Source organism: Pedobacter puniceum (assembly GCF_009674685.1).
In the GTDB taxonomy this organism is placed as follows: domain Bacteria; phylum Bacteroidota; class Bacteroidia; order Sphingobacteriales; family Sphingobacteriaceae; genus Pseudopedobacter; species Pseudopedobacter puniceum.
This window is the reverse complement of record NZ_WKJI01000001.1, coordinates 1,412,354-1,437,870: the sequence shown is the minus strand read 5'-3', so window position 1 is coordinate 1,437,870 and position 25,517 is coordinate 1,412,354. Positions and strand designations below refer to the sequence as shown.

Here is a 25,517-nt window from a genome sequence, read left to right as displayed (position 1 = left end):
AATTGTTTGTGTGTTTAGTACGCAAGCGCTTATGGCTCAAAGTCCAGCCGCTTCTACTACGTTTATTGTAAGAGGAAGGGTAATAGATAGAACAGATAAGCAGCCAGTTATTGGGGCATCTGTTGTAGAGCAAGATAAAGATAAGCGTACTGTTACGGGCGTTGTTACAGATTTAAACGGAAATTTTGCTTTAAAAATGAAAGACCCAAAACATACAATCTCAGTATCTTATTTGGGTTATAAATCTCAATCAGTAGCAGTTAACGGAAGAACAAATATCAACTTTTCTTTAGAGTCAAATTTTAACGAGTTAGAAGGTGTAACAGTAAGTGCAGCAAAATCTGGTAACTCTGGTTTAATGTCTATTGATGAGCGTGATTTAACAACTTCTAGTGTTACTATTAACGCAAGATCTTTGCAAGAAATGCAATCTACATCTATTGATGAAGCCTTACAAGGTAGAATAGCGGGTGTGGATATCGCTTCAAACTCCGGAGACCCAGGTTCTGGTATGGCTATCAGAATTAGAGGTACTTCTTCTATCAGCGGTACTGCAGATCCTTTAATCGTTGTAGACGGTTTACCATACGAAACCACAGTACCATCAGATTTTAATTTTGGTACCGCAGATCAAGATGGTTATGCTCAGTTGCTAAATATTGCTCCGGCAGATATAGAAACTATAACCATTTTAAAAGATGCTGCCGCAACTGCTGTATGGGGTGCAAGAGCTTCAAACGGGGTTTTATTAATTACCACCAAAAGAGGTGCTATTGGTAAACCAACCATTAATTATTCTTTTAGAGGCTCTATGGCAACAGTACCAACAGGTATTCCGCTTTTAAATGGTGACCAGTATTCTCAATTAATCCCAGAAATGGTGATGAATAGAAATGGTACACCTCTTAACACCTTAACGGTTAAAGAATTTCAGTACGATCCAAGTGATGTATATTGGTATAAAAACTATAGCAATAATACAGATTGGATAGATGCAATTACACAGACAGGTTTATCTGGCGATCATACTTTATCTCTACAAGGTGGTGGCGAGAAAGCCAGATACTATACCTCAGTAGGATATTTAGACCAAATTGGGGTAACTAAAGGCACAGGTTTAGATAGGATTTCTGCCCGTTTAAACTTAGATTATACCGTATCTGATAGAATAAGATTTAGAACTGATATTGCCTATACACACTCTGTAACAGATAGAAATTATGTTAACGGAGACCGTGATAATGTAGACGGATTGAGAAGTGTTGCCAATACCAAAATGCCAAACATGAGCATTTATGAGTATGATGAATTTGGAAACTTAACACCAAACTTTTTCTCACCAGCAAGAAATATTCAAGGGGCTTACAGTGGTACTTATAACCCTGTAGCTATGGCAGAGTTTGCTTATAACAGACAAAGAGGAGAGAGGATAACACCTATTTTTAACTTAAAGTACGATATCATTCCTAAAGTACTTTTCTCTGATTTTTCTGTGATGTTTGATATCAATAACAGTAAAATCAATAACTTTTTACCTCAAAATGCAACAGGAAGACCATATACAGAAACTGTTGTAAACAGAGCAGGAGATTCTGATTTAGATCAGTTTAGAGTTCAATCTAAAGCTAACTTTATTTATAAACCATTTATTGGTGATAAACACGAGTGGCAAAGTATTCTTTCTATTCAAACAGATGATTATAGAGGCGTTTTTCATGAGGCCTTAACCTCTAACACAGCATCTTCTTTATTAACAGATCCATCTGTACCATCAAGAACTCAAAATACCGAGTTGAGATTATTAACCAGTATCGGAGAATCTAGAAGTATTGGTACTTTATTAAGTACACAATATAAATATGATGATAGATACATCATTAACGTAGGTATTAGAGCAGATGGTAGCTCAAAATTTGGTCCTAATAATAGATTTGGATATTTCCCATCTATATCAACACGTTGGAGAATGTCTGCAGAGAAATTTATGCAGAAGTTTAAATTTATTGATGATTTAAGTATTAGAGCTAGTTACGGTGAGTCTGGAAGAGTACCAAGAACAGATTACTTGTTCTATAATTTCTATAACAATTTCCAATCTAACTACTTAGGTTTATCTGGTGTTTATCCGGCTAACATAGAGCTTACCAATTTAAAATGGGAAACTGTTGCGGGTACCAATCTTGGTTTCAACCTAGAAATGTTCAACAGAAAATTAAAAGTTGATGTTGACTTATATAGAAACAGATCAACCGATTTATTATTTGAAAACTTACAAATTTCTTCAGTTTCTGGTTTTAATGATATCGACTTAAACTATGGTAAATTAGATAACCAAGGTTGGGAAGTTGGTATTAATGCTACACCATACAAATCAAAAAATTTAACTATAGATTTTGGTTTCAACGTTGCCAGAAACGTAAATATTATACGTGAGATATCAGAATTTTTCCCGGCAGAAGAAGGTTTTGCTGATAGAAATGGTAGTTATAAGCGATTCTTAAGAGTAAATAACCCTTACGGTTCTTTTTACGGATACAAATACAAAGGTGTATATAAAGACCAAGACGCAACTATTGCTAGAGATGCTGATGGGAATCAAATTTTTGGTCCTGATGGTCAGCCTATTTACATGCGCTTTAACTATCCAAGAACTGATTATGTTTTCCAAGCTGGAGATGCAATGTATGAAGACATTAATAAAGATGGTAATATAGATTCTAGAGATATTGTATACCTAGGTAATAGTAACCCTAAGTTTACCGGAGGTTTTGGGCCGTCTTTTAATTACAAAAATCGTATCAGATTATCCATGTTCTTTAGTTACAGAATAGGTTATGAGGTAATTAACCAAACCGATATGTTTACCACTAACCTTACCGGATATAGCAACCAAAGTACAGCTGTATTAAGAAGATGGAGAAATCCAGGAGATGTTACTGATATCCCAAGAGCATTATTTGCATCTGGTTATAACTGGTTAGGTTCAGACAGATATGTAGAAGATGCATCTTTTGTACGTTTCAGAACTGCAACCTTAAGCTATAGCTTAGGAAAAGACATGTTAAAGAAACTTAAACTGGCTGATGTTAGGGTATTCTTAACCGGTGAAAACATCTTCACTTTAACCAATTACAGGGGTCAAGACCCAGAGGTAAACATGCAACGTGGAGTATTCGGTATTGCGCTTGATAATTCAAGAACTCCGCCTACTAAGCGTTTTACTTTCGGCTTATCAACTAGGTTTTAATTGAAAAGAATTACATTATGAAATTTAGAAAAATTTATATCACGCTTTTATTAACCTTGTTTTTAGGAAGCTTTACTTCTTGTAACAAATGGTTAGAGTTAAAACCACAAGATGGTATCGTTGGTAGCGAGTTTTGGCAAACCAAAGAGCAAGTACAGTCTGCTGTAATAGGCTGTTACAGTTCTTTATTAACCTCTCCTCCGGGAAACAGAGATATTCCCCTAGCAGAACTATTATTTATGTATGGCGAGCTAAGAGGTGATATGGTTACACCAGGCCCTTTTGCTAGTATTGATGAGATTGATGTTACCAACGTAAATATTTTAGAAACTAACAGTTTAACAAACTGGAGACCTTTCTACAGAATTATTAATTATTGTAATAATGTAATAGAGTTGGCTCCGGCGGTTTTACAAAGAGACCCAACTTTAACACAAACAGAACTTAATAGTTATGTAGCAGAAGCACTAGGTTTAAGAGCATTTTTATACTTAACACTTGCTAAAACTTGGGGCGATGTGCCTTTAAAATTAACGGCTACAAAAAGTGATGCTGATGATTTTCAGATACCAAAATCTACCCAATTACAAGTTTTTCAACAAATAGAAAAAGATTTGCTTGAGGCAGAAGCCAAAGCTAAAACCTCACATGGTAGCGTAGCGGCAGATAAAGGTCGTATCACTAAATACACCATTAATGCCATGCAGGCCGAGCTTTATCTTTGGTTAGAAGATTATAACAAATGTATAGAGGCTTGTGAGAAAATAGAAAATTCTGGCAGATTCTCTCTTGTACCAGGTAATAACGCTTGGTTTAGTACTCTTTATGCTAATGGTAATTCATCTGAAGGTATTTTCGAGTTCCAGTTTGATTTACAGCAATTAAATACATTTTATGTGATGTTTTTCCAACGTCCGAGATTTATTGCTACACCACGAGTAATGGAACAAATCTATCAAATCAATTTTACTGATGATACCAAATTTGATATCAGGGGTAATGGCGCTTCTTTAATAGCTAGTGATAATACCATTTATAAATATTTAGGTGAAGATAGAACCAATAGGAAAACACTAGAGCAATCATTTACCCACTGGTTTGCATACAGATATGCAGATATCCTGCTCATGAAGGCAGAAGCACTTAATGAAATAGGAGATGGTGCAAGAGCAATTACTTATGTAGAAGCTATTAGAACAAGAGCTAGCGCTTTAGCACAAACAGGTAAAACCTTTGCAGATCCAAATTCTGATAAAATAGGTGTAACAGATTATATTTTACAAGAAAGAGCAAGAGAGTTTGCTTTTGAAGGAAAAAGATGGTTTGATGTTTTAAGAAATGCAAAAAGAAATAATTACCAGCGCTTAGACTTAATTATAGAAATGGTTACTAATAGTGCACCAGTTGATAAACAACAATCAATTATTTCTAAATACAGAGATTTTAATAGTCATTATTTACCAATAAACTTTACCGAGTTAAGAACTAATAAAGCCTTGGTACAAAATCCTTTTTATAAATAAATCTAATTAAATAGAATATGGAAAAGTTATTTAAACTCAACCGCTTACCTATAATAGCTGTAATTCTATTATTAGTAGCAAGTATTTCCGCTTGTAAAAAAGAATTATTTACACAAACTACAGATGAGAGTGTAAATATAACTGGTTTTTTTGAGCAGGAGGCCTCTCAGTTTTCTGAGTTTCAGAAAGCTTTAAAATTAACCGGTAATGCTTCTTATTTAGCTGCTTATGGTACTTACACCGTTTTTGCGCCAAATAATGATGCTTTTAAATTGTTTTTAGAAGAACAAGGTAAAACAAGTCTAGAACAGGTAGACTTAGATGTTTTAAAAGATGTTGTAAAATTGCACATCATCCAAGATACCATCTCCACTACTTCTTTTACAGATGGTAAAATAAAAAAGCCAACAGCGCTTGGGCAATATTTAACTACTGGAGCAAGCAATGAAGGTGGTGTAACCAGCATTATCATCAATAAAACGGCTCGTATCACTAGAAGTAATGTAAAAGTAGGTAATGGTATTATCCATTGTTTAGACCGCGTTTTACAAAAATCTGTTAGAACGCTAGCACAAGAAATCGCATCTAAACCAGAGCTATCTATATTTAATGAAGCCCTGGTTGCTACAGGTTGGGATGTGAAGTTAAATGCGGCTTTAACTGTAAATAATGGTGTGCCAAGTTATGTTTCTGTTTTAGCTGTTACTAATGATGTTTATAGGAAATCTGGTATAAATTCATTTACCGATTTAAAAAACAAGTATTCAAGAAACGGTAATCCAGCAAGTTTAACAGATAGCTTAAATCTTTACATTGCTTACAAGGTTTTACCAGGTTTAAAATATATGGCAGATATTGTTTCTGCTCCTTCACATGAAACAAAAGCTCCTTTAGAAATTATCAGTGTTAAATTATCTAAGGATACTATTTTATTTAACGAAGATATTTTTGGTGGTGTATTAGAGAAAGGTGTAAGTGCTAACCGTGAGTTAAGTGATGTATCTACCACAAATGGTGTTTTACATTTTGTTAATGGTGATTTCTCTATCAAGAAAAGAGTACCAACAGCTGTATTTTTTGATATTGCAGACCAGCCAGAGTTACGCCAGTTACCTTCTATTTTTAGAGTGCCTGGCAAGTCTCAAGTTTTTAATCTAAATACATTAAGAGATATTAAATGGGGTGGTAATTTAAATCCTGCATTTACTTATAGCGTAGCTAATACAGGGAGCTTTGCAGGAGCTTATTTCTCAGATTATTTTTCAATAAGCTTAAGAACAGCTGTTGCACAATGGGTAGAGTTTAGAACGCCTGTTATCATCAGAGGACGCTATAAAGTATGGATTTCTTTTAGAGCGATACGTGGTAGTGGTAACTGTCAAAATACGGCTAGTGCTTCTTTAGACGGTGTACCATTCTCAAGAACAGTAAGTTTTGGAGAGTATAGAATCAGAACTAAAACAGATCCAGGTGGTTTGGCAACAGACCCATCTGCCGAGGAGTTAGAGGCACAAGGTTATAAGAACCCAATTACCTTCAACAACCTTAACTGGAACTGTCGTTTATTAGGTACTATGGATATCCAAACTACAGATAGACATATCTTAAGATTAGATGCTTTAACCAATTGTAATGCAAGCTCTGCAACCATAGATATGATACATTTTATACCTGTAGACCAAAACCAGTTAACACCAAAGTTTGGACCTAACGGGGAGATAGTTTATTAATTAACCAATGAATACTATCGGCTATTATCATTTCATAATAGCTGATAGTTAAAGTTTTATAAATAATCCATAAAGGATGAATATTCGCAAACATATAAATACAATATTATCTGCAGCCTTGCTATCCTTAGCAATATACGGATGTAATGATAAATGGGACGAGCATGTAGCTGTAACCGATGAGATTGTTAATGATAATCTTTTTGAGCAGCTTTCAGAAAACAATGAAGTATCAGAGTTTAACAAGTTATTGGTAAAAACCGGTTATGATAAAGTAATATCAGCATCTAAAACCTATACTGTTTTTGCGCCTAATAATAATATAATAGCAACTTTAAGTCCGTCTTTAATAGAAGATACAACAAGGCTTAAAGCTTTTATTGGTAACCATATAGCTATCTCTGCATACCGTACAGATATGGCTTCTGATTCTGTGAAACTGAAAATGTTTAGTGGTAAAAATCTTGTTTTCTTACAAAATGAAATAGACGAGATTCAAATAACTACAGCTAATAAATTTGCAGCTAATGGTATCTATCATGTAATTAATGGTGCTTTAACTCCAAGAAGTAGTATTTGGGAATATTTAAGAACTAATAAGACCAATTACCGCCAAGCGGCTTTTATAACTTCTTTAGATACACTAAATATTTATCCAAACGGGCCTGCTAATACTGGTAACCCTACTGTAGATAATGAGTTTACACGTGAGACTTATAACATCAGAAATGAAGAGGTAAAATATACCATGTTTTTGATGCAAGATGCAGCACTAACCTCAGAAGTAAATAAGTTATTACCTTATTTTTTACGCCCATCTGTAGATACCAATACCAATATAGCTACGCAATATGCTATTAGAGATTTAGTATTCCCTGGAGAGTTAAGAGTTAGTAGTTTACCCGATACCTTAATTTCAAAGTTTGGTGTTAAAGTGCCAGTTAACAAAAATAATATTGTAGAAACTATAAAGACAAGTAACGGCCTTATTCATATTGTGAGCAATATGAATGTTGAGCTTAGACATCGTTTAGTACCCACAAAAATTGAAGGTGAAAACCCAAGACAATTTATCCCTGGTGATAGAAGAGGTAACACCTATTACAGAGCTAAAAGAGATCCACAAGGTATTTTATTTAATGATTTAATGGTGCAAAATCATGGTGTTTCTTTATTTGAGGTAGGTTATCAAACACCATTATTATATAGCACCACTTATAGGGTTTTCTGGAGAGCCATTAATGATATCCAAACCAACGTTTTCCAACAAAGATTAAGAGTAGGGGGTGTAAGAAATACTGCTGGTGTAGTGGTAAATACCATTACTACTTTTCCATACATCAATGTTAATGTTAATGATTATTCTGAGGTTTATATAGGTGATTTTACACTTACAAGTACAGGTAATATTCCGCTTGCTTTAATAGGTGCTGCTGTAACTACCAACGGAAATAATACAGTAACCCTTGATTATTTAAGGCTAGTTCCAACCATAAAGTAATAATTGTTAAAATATAGAATTATTAAGATGCAAATAAAACCTAAACATATACTAACTTATAGCTGCTTATTTACTTTAAGTGTCTTAAGCTTTAACGTTATTGCTCAACAAAAAGATAGTGTTACTACCAAAACTATTAAAAGTGTGAAAGCACTTAAAATAAAAGGTGTAGTTAAAGATGCTATAACAGGGATGCCTTTAGCTGGTATAAACGTTTCTCAGCCAAATTTCTCAGCTAATATTACTGATGATAAAGGTAGATTTACTTTATCTGTACGTTATCCAAACTCTACTATTCTTATTAGTGGTAGCGGTTATCAAACTAAAGAAGTTGCTTTAAAAGGCAAACCAGAAGTAGATATTTTCCTTTATGAATCTGGTTATACCTCTTTTTATGAAGAAGTTAACACGTCAGTTGGTTTAACGCCAGAGAGTCATGTTACTTTTGCAACAAAATCTTTAAGCGTTGAAAAAACACAGTGGGAAGCAGCATCAGAAACACCTGGTACACTCTTACAAAGTAGGTTAGCGGGTGTAAACGCTATCCGTCGTTCTGGTACATCAAATAGTGATGTTACTTTATGGTTAAGAGGCTTTAACTCTTTATATGCTACAAATAAGCCATTAATAATTGTTGATGGTGCTATTTATGATACAGAAGATTATAGCTCAGAAATGATGGGTAACTTCTTTAATAACGCTTTAGCAAATATAGATGTTAAGGATATTGAAGATATCAGCATCATTAAAGATGGTTCTTCTTTATACGGTACAAAAGGTGCAAATGGCGTGGTATTGATAAACACCACTCACACTAAAGAGTTAACCACAAAAATGGATTTTGCTGTTTATGGAGGCTTTAATCAGCAGCCACAAAATATACCTTTATTAAATGCTGGTCAATATCGCTCTTACTTAACTCAGCTTCTTCAAACAAGAGGTTTAAGTCAAACGCAAATACAAAGCCAGCCTTTCATGAACGATAACCCTGAAAATGCAAACTTTTATACTTATAATAACAATACTAATTGGCAAGATAGGGTATTAAGAGATAGCTATAATCAAAACTATTACATGAAAGTAACAGGTGGAGATAACATTGCTAAATACTCTTTGTCTTTAGGTTATGTAAATAATGGTGGGATTGTAGAAAATACCGATTTTTCTAAATACAACATGAGGTTAAACGGCGATTTAAACTTAACGCCAAAATTAACCATGCAGGCTAATTTATCTTTTTACTACAATCAACAAAATTTAAGAGATCAAGGAAATAATTTTAATACTACCAGTCCGCTTTATTTAGGTTTAACAAAAGCACCTTTTTTAGGTTCTAATGTTTTTGCTGCCGATGGTACACAGTCTCCTAATTTTGCCAATACTGATATTTTTAATGTAAGTAATCCAGCTGTTTTAGTTTCTGATAATACAGTGGGTATCAATAGAAACTATCGCTTTTTTGGTAATCTGCAGTTCAACTATAAGCTAAATAAGAACCTTAATTTGGCAACCATATCAGCTATTACTTTTGATAAAGGTAGAGAGAACTTTTTCTTACCACAACTAGGTGTTACTAGTGATACTTTAAGAACAGCAATTGCTTTAAACCGTTCTGGAAGCGAAATTTCTAGATTGTTTAGCGTTTTTAACGATACCTATTTAGATTACAAAAAAACAGTAGCCAATAAGCACAGTTTTAGCTCAAGATTGGGTTTACGTACCCAAACTAATGATTCTGAAAGTGATTTAGGCTTAGGTTTCAACTCGGCAACAGATGATTTCTTAAGCGTTGGCGCTGGTAGTACCACTTTAAGACAAATAGGAGGTACTCTTGGAAGCTGGAATTGGATGAACCTTTATATGGCCAATAATTACGGTTTAATGAATAAATACTTCCTTTCTGTAAACCTTGCCTTAGATGGTTCTAGCAGATTTGGAAAAGATGCCGATAATGGTGCTATAAAAATTGGCCAGCATAAGTTTGCCTTTATGCCTTCTGTTGGTGCAGCATGGCTAATTTCTTCAGAGAATTTTATGGCCAATAATAAATTTATAAACTTCTTAAAACTAAGAGCCTCTTATGGCATTACCGGTAATGATGATATTGGTAATTACGCTGCAAGATCATACTATGTATCTCAAAACTTAATTGGTGTACAAGGCTTAGTAAGAGGTAATATTGGTAACTCTGCCTTACAATGGGAAACCGTTAAAAAAGCCAATATAGGGCTTGATGTAGCTTTATTGAAAGAAAAACTAAGCTTTACTTTTGATTACTATAACAACCAAACCACAAACATGATTGTATTTGAAGGTTTAAACGCTTTCACTGGTTTTGATTTTGCTATCAACAACAATGCAGCCATGAAAACCAATGGTTTTGAGGTTACTGCAAATAGCAGAGTAATTGGTAAATCTAAACTAAAATTAGATTTAGGCTTAAGCATTTCTAGATATAAAAACCAAATTACTTCTTTGCCATCTGGAGAGTTTGTGACCAATTTCGGTGGTGCTACTTTTATCACCAAAGAAGGTCAAGATGCTAATTTGTTTTATGGTTTAAAAAGCAACGGAATTTTTGCTACTCAAGCAGATGCTGCCGCATCTGGATTATTAAGAAGATTACCTAATGCTTCTTTAGTGCCTTACCAAGGTGGTGATGTTCGTTTTGTTGATACCAATAATGACAATGTGATTGATGATTTAGACAGACAAGTTATTGGCAACCCAAATCCAGATTTTGTAGGGATGTTTAACAGCGTTTTAACATATAAAAGATTCTCTTTAAACGCCTTCTTTAACTTCTCTATTGGTAATGATGTTTATAACGGTACCAGAAATACTTTAGAAAAAATGTCTGGTTATGAAAACCAAACTCAGGTAGCTTTAAACAGATGGAGAGCGGATGGCCAAATTACCAATACACCAAGAGCAAACTGGGGAGACCCAATGGGTAATGCACAATTTTCTGACCGTTGGATAGAAGACGGCTCTTACTTAAGATTAAGAACCCTAGCCTTAGCTTACGATGTACCGGTAAAAAGTAAAATCTTTAAAGGAGCAAAAGTTTATGTAACAGCCAATAACTTGTTTACTGTATCTAACTACTTAGGTTTTGATCCAGAATTTAGTGCTAACTCGGCATTATTTGCTCAAGGTGTTGATATTGGTTTAGTACCACAAGTAAGAACTTTCCAATTAGGTTTCAAATTAGGACTATAACCACTTAAGAATTTTTAGCATAGAAATGATGAAATTAAAAATCAATAAAAGAAAATGGTTAAGCTATGCGGCAATGGCTATGTTGGCGCTAACCACTGTGTCTTGTAATAAATTTTTAGAAGTAGAACCACAAGATAGATTAGTTAAAGAGCAATATTACAGGAACGTATTTGATGCCGATGCTGCCGTACTAGGTGTTTATGGTAAAATGATGAATTTAGCCAAGCAGTATGTTATTTTAAACGAGCTAAGGGCTGATTATATGACGGTTACTGAAAACTCAGATCCTTTCTTAAGAGAAATAAACAACCACGAAGTAAGCGCTTCTAACCCTTACATTAGCCCTAAGCCATTTTATGAAGTTATCATAAATTGTAATGATGTCTTGGCCAATTTTGATATCATGTTAAGGGAGAATAAATTTACCCAAGACCAATACAACCAGCGTTATTCTGATGTTGCATGTGTAAGATCATGGGTGTATTTGCAATTAGGAATCCATTTTGGTACTATCCCTTATATTACAGATCCTTTAGAAGATTTAAGTGATATAAAAGATACCAATAAGTTTCCACGAGTAAATTTCGATCAGTTATTAGATATCCTTATTCCTTTTGTAGAGGGCTTACCTTACAAAAATACCTATGCTAATAATGCTTCTTTAATTACTACTGTTGATGGATATTCAACCGCTAAATTTTTCATCAATAAACAATGTTTAATTGGCGATTTAAACCTGTGGAAAGGTAATTACAGAGCAGCTGCAACAGCATATAAAGCCGTAATGACGAGTTTTGAAAACACTGGTAATGATAACGATAGATATAATGTTTATAAAGTTAGATTTGCTGAAGTAGCTACTAATAATGATATTTCTGTAGGCTATATTCGTTTCAGAGAGCAAGACGCTACCGCTTTAATTAACAGCGTTACCCAAGGTTGGAAATCTATTTTTGCAAGAAACAGAGACGAGTTATGGAACCAAGAGTGGATATGGGCATTACCTTTTAGTAAAAACTTTCAGCCAGAAAATCCATTTATCGAGTTGTTTTCTGTAGCCGGTGGAAAATATCTTTTAAAGCCATCTGCACAAGGTATTCACTACTGGAACTCAGAAACTCAAAGAAATGGTATTCCTTACGATGCTCGTAAAATACTTTCTATTCAAGATAATCCAACTCGTCCAGTTATCATGAAATATCTATATTATTATTTAGATGATAGAACTTTAACACCTAAGGTTTTATTTGAAAAGGAAGGTAACTGGTTTTTATACAGAGCAGCAACTTTACATTTACGTTTTGCAGAAGCTGCAAACCGCGATAACAGACATAAACTTGCAGGTGCCTTTTTAAATACAGGTATCAATAACGTTTACGATCCAAATCCGGGTGTTTCTGGTAGAGATGTAACCAATATTCAGCAAACTTTTGATGTTGCACCTTATGATTTTGATGCAAGATTTGGCGATTTTCCTTTCTTTAGAGCTAATTGGCATAGACATAACGGTTTAAGAAACAGAGCTAATTTACCTGCAAGAACCGTAGTTGGTGATAGTACCTTAACCATAGAAAACGATTTAATTACAGAAGCAGGTTTAGAAACCGCCTTTGAAGGAAACCGTTGGGCAGATTTAATGCGTATTGCCAGAAGAAGAGGTGAGCCAGCTTTCCTTGCTGATAGAATATATAACAAATTATTAAGAGAAGGTAATCCTAATGCTACAGCAGTAAGAAATAAGTTATTGGATCCTAATAATTGGTATTTACCTTTCAAACTAGATTAATACAGGACACAACAGGTTGCAGAGGATGTTTCATTAAGCTAGTTTTGGGTTTCCTTATGCAATTCAATATTATCTCGTTTGCATAATTTAAAATTGGTTTAATAAGAGTGGCTCCCGCCACCAATAAAGGTCGTTTTTGTTAAAGCGGCCTTTATTTTTTTAAATGATGATTTACAACTTCTATATGGCAAAAAAATATTTCTTATCTCTTATTCTTACAGTGTTATGTTTTTATATCAAAGCACAAGATTTTGATTTATATAGTGTTAAAAATCAAGTAAGTATAGTTTGTAATTCTAAAGATTCAACTTTAGATGCTGTTGTGGCAAACCTATTAGCTAAAGATATAGAAGCAGTATGTGGTTATAAACCTCCCATTTATAAGCATCTCAAACAGGCTAAAGGAAATGTTATCCTTTTGGGCCAGGTTAAAAACGCTCAGGCTAAAGCCTTTAGAAATTATTATCCCCAAGAAATCGAAAATCAGTTTGAAATATTTGCCATCAAAAGGTTAAAAAATCCAACATCTAAAATTAAAGATGCACTCATCATTACCGGCAGCGATGCAAGAGGTTTAGCTTATGGTGTTTTTCATATTTCTGAAAAGATAGGCATTCATCCTTGGTATTACTGGGCAGATGTTACCCCGCAAAAGAAAAAGCAATTAAGTGTTTCTATAAAGGATACCATTTCTAAAACGCCGTCTGTAAAATACCGAGGTATTTTCTTAAACGATGAAGACTGGGGCTTAAGGCCTTGGGCAGCGCAAAACATCGATAAAAATTTAAAAAATATTGGACCTAATAGCTACGCTAAAATTTTCGAGCTTTTGCTACGCCTTAAAGCAAATACCATTTGGCCAGCCATGCATCCGGGAACAAAAGCTTTTTTTAGTATTCCTGAGAATTTAAAAATTGCTAAGCAATATGAAATAATCATTGGCTCTTCACATGCAGAACCCATGCTCAGAAATAATGTAGACGAATGGGATAAAAACGCCATGGGTGCTTTTAATTATGTTGATAATTCATTTAATATTAATGATTATTGGCAAAAAAGAATTAAGGAAACAACTTCTATTAACGCAATTTATAGCCTTGGAATAAGAGGCGTACATGATAGTGGGATGGAGGGCATTAAGAATAACAAAGAAGCCATTAAGGTTTTAGGTGATGTATTTACCGCTCAAAGGAATATGCTTAAAAATACTTTAAAAAAAGATATAAAAGCTATTCCGCAAGCTTTAACACTTTATAAAGAGGTTTTAGATATTTATGATGAGGGTTTGCCTGTCCCGGATGACGTAAACCTAGTTTGGCCAGATGATAATTACGGATACATCAGAAGACTAGGTAATCCTGATGAAAATAAGAGAAAAGGTGGTGCTGGTGTTTACTATCATGTTTCTTATTGGGGTAGGCCGCATGATTATCTGTGGTTATGTACAACTCCGCCTGCTTTAATTCATCAAGAAATGCTTAAAGCTTACCGTAATGAAGCTAAAAGTATTTGGATATTAAATGTTGGCGATATTAAACCGGCCGAGTATCAAACACAATTGTTTTTAGATATGGCTTATGATATTACACCATTTCATCAGCAAGTTTATGTACAAAATCATTTAAAACAATGGTACCAGCAGATTTTTAATGCCAATGTTGCCCTAAAGCTAAATCCTATCCTACAAAAATATTATCAATTGGCTTTTGAGCGTAAGCCAGAATATATGGGCTGGAGCCAAACAGAACCCACAACGCCAACTCAGCTAACAGCATACAATCATTTTGCTTATGGCGATGAAGGACAAAAAAGAATAAAGCAATATCAGCAATTGGTACATGATGTTTTGCAGCTTAAAAAAAACATCCCTGCTCATCTTCAAGACGCCTATTTCCAATTGATTAGCTACCCGGTTTTAGCTGCATCAGAAATGAATAAGAAATTCTTATATCATGATAAAGCCGTTTTATATCAACAACAAGGCAGATTAAGTGCTATATCTTATCAAGATTCTGTTGCTAAAGCTTTTAATAACATCCACCAACTCACCAAATTTTATAACGATTCTTTAAGCGCAGGTAAATGGAAAGGCATGATGCATGCGCAACCACGCGGTTTACCAGTTTTTGATTTGCCAAAATCAAAAACTACACTTAACACAACAAGTTCAGAAGCGTGGGGGCTTCATGTTGAAGGTACAGCACCAACCCATCAAGCCGATACCATAAGTTTTCCTATTCTATATAGTAAAGCATCAGATTCTACTTTCTTAGATATCTTCTTGAAACAGGCTGTCACTTTATCATGGCAATTTTTAGAAATCCCAAAGTGGCTTAAGGTATCTCAAGCTACAGGAAACCTTTCATCATCAACTAAAGAAATAAGAATTTGGTTTAAGCCAGATGTTGCACAGTTAAAGCAAGAAAGACAAGTAGCATATCTAAAACTGCAAACCAATTTGGGTGTAAAAACGCTTCAATTAGTTTGTCATCCACAACCTAAAGTAAAAGATACTTTTACTGAGCAAAATGGGTTTATTTCTATCTACGCGGTAAATTATACTTCTAAAAGAGAAACCAACAGCTTTAAATGGGAGAAAATAGATGGTTTAGGTTATGCGGGTAGCGTTATCAAAAGTAATTTTTACCATCATTTAGTTACTGCCCAAGACAGTATGATTTTATCTTACAATTTTATGAATACCACATCGGCGAAAGCCAAAGTTGATGTTTTTACCATCCCCACGCATCCATTAAATAATCTGTTTAGTTTAAAATATGCTGTTAGAATTGATGGTGGCGCATGGCAAATTAAAAATTTTGAGGTGCAAGGAAGAAGTACCGAGTGGAAAGAAAATGTATTGCGTAACAATGCTGTTAAAACTTTTGTTTTTGATGATTTAAAACCTGGTAAACACCGATTAGAAATAATGGCCTTAGACCCAGAAATTATGTTTGATAGGGTTTTAATAAGCCTAAAAGAGCATCCTAAAGCTTATGGTTTAATGCCAGAAACTAATTAGTGTAATAACTAATATTTCTTTTTTCAGGACACAACAGGATAGGTAAATGTTTTAAATAGCCTATTTTAGAAAAATAGATTTTAACCAATTATCAAAGCATTAAATAAGCTTGTAAAGCCACAAGCTTGATGATGAAACCTTTAGCGTTTTTATATCGCTGTTTTAACTGCTTCGATTACTAGATTATGAAAAAAACATACAAGAAAATTGCTTTAGCCTTATTTTTTAGTGGCGCATTATCTCCATTATTTGCGCAGAACCAACCAACATGGCCACAAATTACCCAACAAACAAAACCATGGACAAGATGGTGGTGGGAGGGTAGCGCTGTAGATACAGCCAACCTTTCGTGGATGTTAAATCAATACCAAAAAGCTGGTTTAGGTGGTTTAGAAATTACTCCAATTTATGGCGTAAAAGGACAAGAAAGTAAGTTTATCAATTTCACATCACCAAAATGGATGGATATGCTAACTTATACCTTAAAAACAGCCAAAAAGCTAGATTTAGGTATAGATATGGCTCAAGCATCTGGCTGGCCATTTGGCGGTCCTTGGGTTAAAGATGAAGACGCTAGTAAATATTTTGCTCATCAAACTTATAACCTAAAAGAGGGCGAAAAATTAAATACACCTGTTTTTTTCGACCAAAAAACTGTTTTAAGAATTGTGGGAGAGAAAATCAGTATCGATAAAATAAAAGAACCTATTACGGCTAATGAAAACCTGCAATTACATGCTTTTGATCAGGTGAGGTATCCTAAAAAACTTAAAGCTCAAGCTTTAATGGGTTACTCTACCAAGGGAGAAATTTTAGATTTAACCGATAAGCTAGACCAACAAGGGCAATTAAACTGGACGGCTCCAAAAGGTAAAGGCAACTGGACTTTATATGCACTTTTCCAAGGTTTACATGGTAAAATGGTTGAAAGAGCCGGCCCCGGAGGCGAGGGTTATGCCATAGACCATTTTTCTTTAAAAGCAACCAATAATTATTTAAGCTATTTTGATAAAGCCTTTAACGGTTATGATTTATCTTATCTGAGAGCATTTTTTAATGATTCTTACGAGGTTGATGATGCTTTTGGCGAAGCCAGTTGGACACCAGATTTCCTTACCGAGTTTAAAACCAGAAGAGGTTATGATTTAAGGAATTTTCTTCCAGCTCTTTTTGGTGCTACAGATGATAAACTGCAAGCAACCAGAGTTTTGATAGATTATCGTCAAACCATATCAGATCTTTTGCTAGAAAATTATACAGAAGCTTGGCATAAATGGGCGCAAGGAAAAGGTAAACTTATCCGTAATCAAGCACATGGTTCGCCAGCTAATATTTTAGATTTATATGCTGCAACAGATATCCCTGAAGCAGAAGGAACAGATATTTTAAGAGTAAAATTTGCTTCATCTGCGGCACATGTAACGGGTAAATTATTATCCTCATCAGAAGCGGCAACATGGGAAAACGACCATTTCTTGTCTAGTCTTAGCGATGTTAAAAAAGCTTTAGATGTATTTCTACTTGGTGGTATCAACCATAATTTTTATCATGGTGCTAATTATACTCCAAAAGATGCTGCTTGGCCGGGGTGGATATTTTATGCAGCTGTTCATTTTACGCCAAACAATAGTTTTTGGGATGATTTTTCGGCTTTAAACAACTATGTGGCTCGTTCTCAATCTTTCTTACAAAAAGGAAAAGCAGATAATGATATTCTCTTGTATTTGCCTATGGCAGATTCTTATGCAGAAAGAGAAAAGGCTATCATCAGACATTATGATGGTATAGAACATGGCTTTAAAAATACACCTTTTGAACATGTTGCTACCAGCTTAAATAAAAGCGGTTATGCCTTTGATTATATTTCAGATAAGCAAATATTAGCTACAAGCGTTGCTAACAACCAAATTAAAACGGCCGATGTAAGCTATAAAACTATTTTAGTGCCTGCTGCCGAGTTTATGCCTTTAGAAACCATTCAGCAATTGTTAAAACTTGCCGATGCTGGCGCTAATATTACATTTTACAAAAGCTTACCACAAGATGTTCCGGGCTTAGCAAACTTAGCAGAAAGACAAAAGGCTTTTAAAGATGCTTTGGGTTTACTTCAATTTCAGCAAAACGGTAAATTTAAGAGAGCCTTGGTGGGTAAAGGAAGCATTATAATAAGCGATGAAATACCTGCTTTAATGGATGCTGCGCAGATAAAAGCAGAAACCATGAAGGCTCAAGGTTTATCAACCATACGTAGGTCTTACGAAGGTGGTAAATATTATTTCATTTTAAATGAAAGTGCAGCAGCTGTAGATACTTGGGTAAATATCAATACCAAAGCCAATAGCGTAGCATTATTTAACCCGATGACTGGCGAGAAAGGTTACGCAGCTATCCGTCAGGATAATAAAAACACACAAGTTTATTTACAGTTGAAGAAAGGCGAAAGCTGCATCCTACAAACTTTTGATAATGAGATTAATGAAACTAGCTATCCTTATGCTAAAGCAGCAGGAAAAGCTATCCCGCTAGGTAACGAGTGGAAAGTAACGTTCATTAAAGGCGGACCTGTTTTACCTCAGCCTTTAGTTTTAAAAGAATTAAAATCTTGGACCGTAAACGGTGCAGATTACGAAAAATTCTCTGGAACAGCCGCTTATACCACTTCATTTAAACAGCCAAAAGCTAAAGCCGATTTTTATTTGCTAGACTTAGGCAAGGTAGAGCAAAGCGCTAAAGTTACCCTTAACGGCGAGTTATTGGCTACTTTAATAGGTCCAGATTATAAGTTAGAAATTCCATCGGCTAAAATCCAGAAAAAGAATGTTTTAGAAATTCAGGTGGCTAATGGTATGGCAAACAGAGCATCATGGATGGATAAAACCAACCAGAATTATAAGATATTCTACAATATCAATATGTCATCAAGGTTGCCAGAAAACCGCGGTGCCGATGGTTTATTTACTGCTAAAAATTGGCAACCAAAGCCTTCTGGTTTAACCAGTCAGGTTTCTTTAATTCCTTTAACTCATTTTAAGCCCTAACATTTCATCAAGATGAAGAACTTATTTTTATGCTTTTTAACCTTTTGCGCTTTACAAAGCTTTGCACAAATGCAAACGCAAATCCAATACTTGTCTGGTAAAGATAATGAGCAAACTGTAGCTTGGGATTTTTGGTGTACCGGAGGTAGAAAAGCAGGTTTTTGGACAAAAATTAACGTTCCAGGTCATTGGGAGCAACAAGGTTTTGGCGAATATAATTACGGAAGAGATTATGTTACATACGGTAAAAACTTTCGTTTTGCCGATGAAAAGGGCTTGTATAAGCATCAGTTTACTGTACCAGCAGCATGGAAAGGGAAAGATGTTTACATCGTTTTTGAAGGCTCTATGACAGATACTGAAGTGAAGGTTAATGGTAAATCTGCCGGGGCAATTCATCAAGGTTCTTTTTATAGATTTAAATATAATATCAGCGATAAGCTAAAATATGGTCAAGCTAATTTATTAGAAGTTACGGTAAGTAAAATGTCTGCAGATAACTCTGTAAACAATGCAGAGCGTTTAGCAGATTATTGGATTTTTGGAGGTATTTATCGTCCGGTTTACTTAGCTGCATCGCCAAAGCAACATATAGATTGGACAGCTATAGACGCTAAAGCGGATGGTAGTTTTGCTATGAATGTACACCTTAAAAATCCTGTAAAAGGTGCAGAAATAGTTGCAGAAATTAGCGATTTAAAAGGCCATACCATAGGTTCTGCAAAGCAAATTAATAAGCAAGCAGATTCTGTTGTTACACTAAAAACAACAGTTAAAAATCCGGCTTTATGGACAGCAGAAACACCACACCTTTATCAGGTGAAAACCTATATACGCCAAGCAGGTAAAACCATTCATCAAACACAAGATAGGTTTGGTTTCAGAACTATTGAGGTAAGAAAGCAAGATGGTATTTATGTTAATGGTAAGAAAATCAAGTTAAAAGGTGTTAACAGGCATGTTTGGTGGCCAGAAACGGGTAGAAGTGTAAATGCCAGATTAGATTTAGAAGATGTGAAACTAATCAAAGGTATGAATATGAATGCTGTAAGATGCTCGCACTATCCGCCAGATAAAGCTTTCTTAAACTATTGTGATTCCTTAGGTTTATATGTTTTAGATGAATTAGCAGGTTGGCAAAAAGCATACAGTACAAAAGCTGGCGAGCCTTTGGTAAAAGAAATGGTGATAAGAGATGCTAATCATCCATCTATTTTATTTTGGAGCAATGGAAATGAAGGTGGTCATAACTTTAGTTTGATTGATGATTATGCTAAGTATGATTTATCAAAACGTACGGTTATTCATGGCCACCATAGGCCTGGTAATGCCATTAATGGTATAGATTGTAACCATTATGAAGATTATAACAGTACTCAAAAAATACTTGCCGATACCAACATTTACATGCCAACAGAATTTATGCATGCACAAGATGATGGTGCTGGTGCTGCCGGTTTGTCTGATATGTGGGATTTACACTGGAACGCCAAAAAAGGTGCGGGCGGTTTTATTTGGGCTTTCGCCGATGAAGCCATTGTACGTACCGATAGAAATGGGATGTTAGATGCCAATGGCGTAAATGCCCCGGATGGTTTATTGGGGCCACACCGCGAAAAAGAGGGGAGTTACAATGCTATCAAAGAAATATACTCGCCTTTTAAAATAGTGCTTCAAAAACTCCCAACCAATTTTGATGGTAAAATTGAGGTAGAAAACCGATACAATTTCACCAACTTAAATACCTGCAAACTAAGCTGGGAATTGTTAAATTTTAACCTTCCGGAAGATAAAACAGCAGGTTATAAAGTTTTAAAAAGTGGTACTGCCATAGCGCCAAACTTAGAACCATTTGAAAAAGGTAGCTTCCAAATTCCTTTACCGGCCGATTGGAAAAGCTATCAGGCTTTAGCCCTTACTGCAAAAGACCAACATGGCGAGGAAATTTACCGTTGGGTATGGAAAATCCAAACCAATGAAAACCTTATTAATCCGCTGTTAAAAACTAAGTTAAGCGCAAAAGCAACAGTTACAGAAAAAGATAGCTTAATTACTTTAAAAGGTGGCGAAATCAGCGTAAGCTTTTGTAAAAACACAGGTAGATTGATAGGATTGGCCAATGATAAAAGCGCAGCTATATCTTTTGGAAATGGGCCAGTTTTAGTAAGTGGTAATGCTACTTTCGCTAAAATAGCATACCGCGAAGAAGGAGATAAAGCCATAATAGAAGTACAATATACCGGCGATATGAAAACCGTAACATATACGATGTACCCAAGTGGTTGGCTACAAATGGATTATAGTTTTGCTTTAAACGGAAAGTATCCTTTTGCGGGTATCAGCTTCAATTACCCTGAAAATTATGTTTTAGGAGCTAAATTTTTAGGCAAAGGGCCTTTTAGGGTTTGGAAAAACCGTTTACAAGGTGTTACCTATAATACATGGGAGAATTTTAATAACAATACCCAAACAGGTTCTGCTCCGTGGGTTTTTCCGGAGTTTAAAGGTTATTACTCAAATATCACTTGGTTGCAGATGAATACCGTAGAGGGGAAATTTACCATTGCTACGCCACAAGAAGATTTGTTTGTAAGGTTGTTTGATTTTTATGGTTTATCTGGCATTCAGCCACATCCAGCTTTGCCTGTTGGCGATATTTCTTTTCTAGAAGGTATACCAGCCGTGGGAAGTAAATTGGGTTTAAGAATTACACCTCGTCCGCAGATGTACGGCCCAGCCGGAGAAATGAATGAATTTGCAGGTGAACAAAAACGTACTTTATACTTCTTTTTCGGTTTAGAACCATCAGACAAGCCAAACAATTTTGTGATGCCTAAGGTGAATATTTTAACAGATTAATAGCAGAATTTAAACTTTAATAATGAAAATCAATATCATCAAAATATATACGTTACTAGCTTTTTTATCTTTAAGTTTTTTGGCTTTAGCCGGAGAAAAAGACCCGTCTTGGGTAAAAAAAGTAGGTTCTCCTAAATTAAAATTTAAGAAACAAGAGTTTATAGCCAATACTTATGGTGCAAAAGCCGATACAACTTTTTTAAGTACCAAAGCTATACAACAAGCTATAGATGCTTGCGAAAAAGCAGGTGGCGGTGTGGTTAAATTATTACCTGGTAAATACCTTACAGGTTCTCTATTTGTTAAAAGTGGTGTTAAATTGATGATTGATGCCGATGTAGAACTTATAGGTAGCCAAAATATAGAAGATTACCCTTTAATTGATACTCGTATTGCAGGTATGGAGATGAAATGGCCAGCAGCTCTGGTAAATATTATAGAGCAAAAAAATGCTGCTATTACGGGTAACGGTGTTATTAACGGAAGAGGAAAAGTTTTTTGGGATTTATATTGGAGCATGCGTAAAGCCTATGAACCTAAAGGTTTACGATGGATTGTAGATTACGATGCTAAAAGACCAAGAACCGTATTGGTGCAAAGCAGCCAAAATATAGAATTGAAAAGCTTTAAAATTCTTGAAGCCGGCTTTTGGAGTGTACAAGTTTTATACAGTACTTATGTAACGGTTGATGGTTTAATCATTAGAAATAATACCAAAGGTAAAGGCCCAAGTACAGATGGTGTTGATATTGATTCTTCATCGTGGGTATTGGTACAAAATTGTGATATCGACTGTAATGATGATAATTTTTGCTTAAAAGCCGGTAGAGATTGGGATGGTTTAAGGGTAAATCGCCCAACAGAATATGTGGTTATCCAAAATAATATTGCAAGGCGTGGTGCAGGCTTAATCACTTTTGGTAGCGAAACCTCAGGGATGATTAGAAATATCTTAGCCAAAAATTTAACTGGCTTAGGTACTTCAAATGGGGTAAGCATCAAATCTGCTTTAACACGTGGTGGTGGTGTAGAAAACATCTACCTCAAAAACTTAAAAATGGATAGCGTAACCGTTGCCTTCCAAATTGGTAAAAATTGGAATCCTACTTACAGCTATTCTACCTTACCAAAAGAATACAAGTATGAAGAAGTGCCTGTACATTGGCAAAAAATGCTAAATAGGGTAGAGCCTGCTGAAAAAGGCATCCCGGTTTTCAGGAATATCCATGTTAGCAATGTACAAGGTGTGGGTATTAAAAGAGCGTTTAATGTTGCGGGTTTAGAAGGCTCGCCGGTAGAGAACTTTACTTTCACCAATATTAATTTGGAAGTTGAAATGGCTGGTGCTGTAACTTATGCTAAAGATTGGATACTTAAAAACATCATCATTAAAGCAAAAGATAACTCAAAAGTAAAAGTCGAAAAATCTATCAAAGTAGATTTTTAAATGATGAAATTCTTTTATATAACTGTTCTCTTGTTTTGTGGTTCTGCTCTGTATGCACAAAAAATAGATCGTAAAGCTCTGGTAGAGCGTCATACCGTAAAAATAGAACATGCAGACGCTTTAGCTTCTTTAACTGTTGGTAATGGCAAATTTGCGATGACGGTTGATGTTACCGGCTTACAAACTTTTCCGGATTTTTATGCTGAAGGTGTGCCACTTGGTACACAGGCAGAATGGGCATGGGATAGTTTTAAAAATACAGCGGGTCATCAATTAGAAGATAGTTTTAAAGCCTATCAGCAATATGGTAGAACGGTTACTTATGCTGTTCAAAACAATACATCGGCGAAAGCTAAACAAGCATCTGATTGGTTTAGACAAAATAAACACCGTTTACAACTAGGTAATTTAGGCTTTGTATTTTATGATAAATTAGGTAAAGAACTCGGTATTTCTGCTATAAAAAGTATCCATCAGGAATTAAACATGTATACAGGAACCATTAGCTCTTTATATGAAGTTGATGGGGAAAAAGTGCAGGTTAAAACCATTGCTAACCAAAATGAAGATGGTGTTTTGGTGAGTGTTCAATCTGCTTTAATTACTAAAGGGCGGTTAAAAGTAAGATTGAAATTTCCATATCCAAATGGTGAATGGATAGATGTTGGCAATTATTACGGTGAGGCAGAAAAACATCAAACTCAAATAGTTAAGAAAACTATTTCTACATCTTCTATCAAGCATCAATTACAAGGAAGTAGCTATTTTACAAGTTTAGATTGGAGCGGTAAAGCACAATTGAAAGAGCAAAATAAGCATGAATTTGTTTTAAGTCCGGCTACATCAATAGCTTCATTTGAGCTTTCTGTAAGATTTTCTCAAACAAATGATTTTAAACCCATAGCTTTTCAAGAGTTAAAGAAAAGCAACTTATACGCTTGGGAAAACTTTTGGCAAAGTGGTGCCACAGTAGATTTTTCTGGCAGTACCGATATCAGAGCCAAAGAATTGGAGAGAAGAGTTATTTTATCTCAATACCTTACTAAAATACAATGTGCTGGTAATTATCCACCACAAGAAACTGGCCTAACTTATAATAGTTGGTTTGGAAAACCCCATCTAGAAATGCACTGGTGGCATGCGGTACATTTTGCTTTGTGGGGAAGGGCAGATATTTTAAGAAAAAGTACCGATTGGTATTTCAAAGTAAAAGACACTGCAAAAGCTATCGCCACAAGGCAAGGTTTTGATGGTGTGAGGTGGCAAAAAATGACAGATAATGAAGGTGCCGAGGTGCCTTCTAGTGTTGGTGCTATGTTAATTTGGCAACAGCCGCATCCCATTACTTTTATCGAGTTATTGTACAGAGATAAACCTAGTGATAGCATCTTACATCGTTATAAAGATTTAGTGTTTGCTACCGCAGATTTTATGGCTTCTTTTGCACATCTAAATCCCAAAACAAAAAAGTACGATTTAGGCCCGGTTTTGATACCCGCACAAGAACGTTTTAAAGCCGAGGAAACTTTTAATCCTACCTATGAACTTTGTTATTGGAAATGGGCTTTACAAACTGCTCAAACTTGGAGGAAACGCTTAGGCTTACCCGAAAATGAAAAGTGGAATATGGTGATGAATAACCTAGCGCCTCTACCCGTTCAAAACCATGTTTATCTAGCTACAGAAAGTGCAATAGATTCTTATACCAACCCAAAATATAAAACCGATCATCCTTCTGTTTTAGGTGCTTTTGGAATGTTGCCACAAACAGGTATGGTGGATACAAGCATCATGAAAAATACTTTTGAGCTTATCCTAAAAGACTGGACTTGGAATGATACCTGGGGTTGGGATTTTCCGATGACTGCCATGACAGCAACCCGCTTAGGTATGCCAAATAAAGCTATAGATGCTTTATTGATGCCTATAAAGACCAATACTTATTTGGTAAATGGTCATAATTATCAAGATGATAGATTAAGAATTTATCTTCCCGGAAACGGAGGTTTATTAACAGCAATAGCTTTGATGTGCGCCGGTTGGGATGGCCACGAAACGCCAAATATAGGCTTTCCAAAAGACGGTACTTGGAAAGTTAGAAGTGAAGGTTTTAAAAAGATGTTTTAATAAAACCTTCACTAT

The 25,517-nt window shown here is 35.2% G+C and carries 11 protein-coding genes; all 11 read left to right on the top strand.

What is annotated here, in order from left to right; genetic code table 11:
- Positions 1-31: 31 nt before the first annotated feature.
- The 11 genes from GJJ64_RS06355 to GJJ64_RS06305 all read left to right on the top strand — a co-directional run bounded on the left by GJJ64_RS06355 (position 32) and on the right by GJJ64_RS06305 (position 25,502).
- Positions 32-3,247, top strand: a complete 3,216-nt coding sequence (locus tag GJJ64_RS06355; RefSeq protein WP_154286966.1) for a SusC/RagA family TonB-linked outer membrane protein — start codon at positions 32-34, stop codon at positions 3,245-3,247.
- Between the two features lie 17 nt (positions 3,248-3,264).
- A complete protein-coding gene (locus GJJ64_RS06350) occupies positions 3,265-4,770 on the top strand; it encodes a RagB/SusD family nutrient uptake outer membrane protein (protein WP_154286838.1) in 1,506 nt (501 codons plus the stop codon).
- A 17-nt stretch (positions 4,771-4,787) separates the two neighbouring features.
- Positions 4,788-6,500, top strand: coding sequence for a fasciclin domain-containing protein (locus GJJ64_RS06345; protein WP_154286837.1), 1,713 nt, complete (start codon positions 4,788-4,790; stop codon positions 6,498-6,500).
- Between the two features lie 76 nt (positions 6,501-6,576).
- The gene (locus GJJ64_RS06340; protein ID WP_154286836.1) at positions 6,577-8,001 is read left to right on the top strand and encodes a fasciclin domain-containing protein; all 1,425 of its coding nucleotides are present in this window, start codon (positions 6,577-6,579) and stop codon (positions 7,999-8,001) included.
- Positions 8,002-8,028: 27 nt separating this feature from the next.
- A complete protein-coding gene (locus GJJ64_RS06335; protein WP_154286835.1) occupies positions 8,029-11,223 on the top strand; it encodes a SusC/RagA family TonB-linked outer membrane protein in 3,195 nt (1,064 codons plus the stop codon).
- 25 nt (positions 11,224-11,248) lie between these two features.
- The gene (locus GJJ64_RS06330) at positions 11,249-13,009 is read left to right on the top strand and encodes a RagB/SusD family nutrient uptake outer membrane protein (RefSeq protein WP_229655472.1); all 1,761 of its coding nucleotides are present in this window, start codon (positions 11,249-11,251) and stop codon (positions 13,007-13,009) included.
- Positions 13,010-13,193: 184 nt separating this feature from the next.
- Positions 13,194-16,031, top strand: a complete 2,838-nt coding sequence (locus GJJ64_RS06325; RefSeq protein ID WP_195759236.1) for a glycosyl hydrolase 115 family protein — start codon at positions 13,194-13,196, stop codon at positions 16,029-16,031.
- Positions 16,032-16,216: 185 nt separating this feature from the next.
- A complete protein-coding gene (locus GJJ64_RS06320; RefSeq protein WP_154286833.1) occupies positions 16,217-19,069 on the top strand; it encodes a glycosyl hydrolase in 2,853 nt (950 codons plus the stop codon).
- Positions 19,070-19,081: 12 nt separating this feature from the next.
- Entirely contained in the window at positions 19,082-21,928 is a 2,847-nt protein-coding gene (locus tag GJJ64_RS06315; protein WP_154286832.1) for a glycoside hydrolase family 2 protein, read from the top strand.
- 22 nt (positions 21,929-21,950) lie between these two features.
- Positions 21,951-23,375: a glycoside hydrolase family 28 protein gene (locus tag GJJ64_RS06310; RefSeq protein WP_154286831.1), complete on the top strand. Its 1,425-nt coding sequence runs from the start codon at positions 21,951-21,953 to the stop codon at positions 23,373-23,375.
- A complete protein-coding gene (locus tag GJJ64_RS06305; protein ID WP_154286830.1) occupies positions 23,376-25,502 on the top strand; it encodes a hypothetical protein in 2,127 nt (708 codons plus the stop codon).
- The last annotated feature ends 15 nt before the right edge of the window (positions 25,503-25,517 follow it).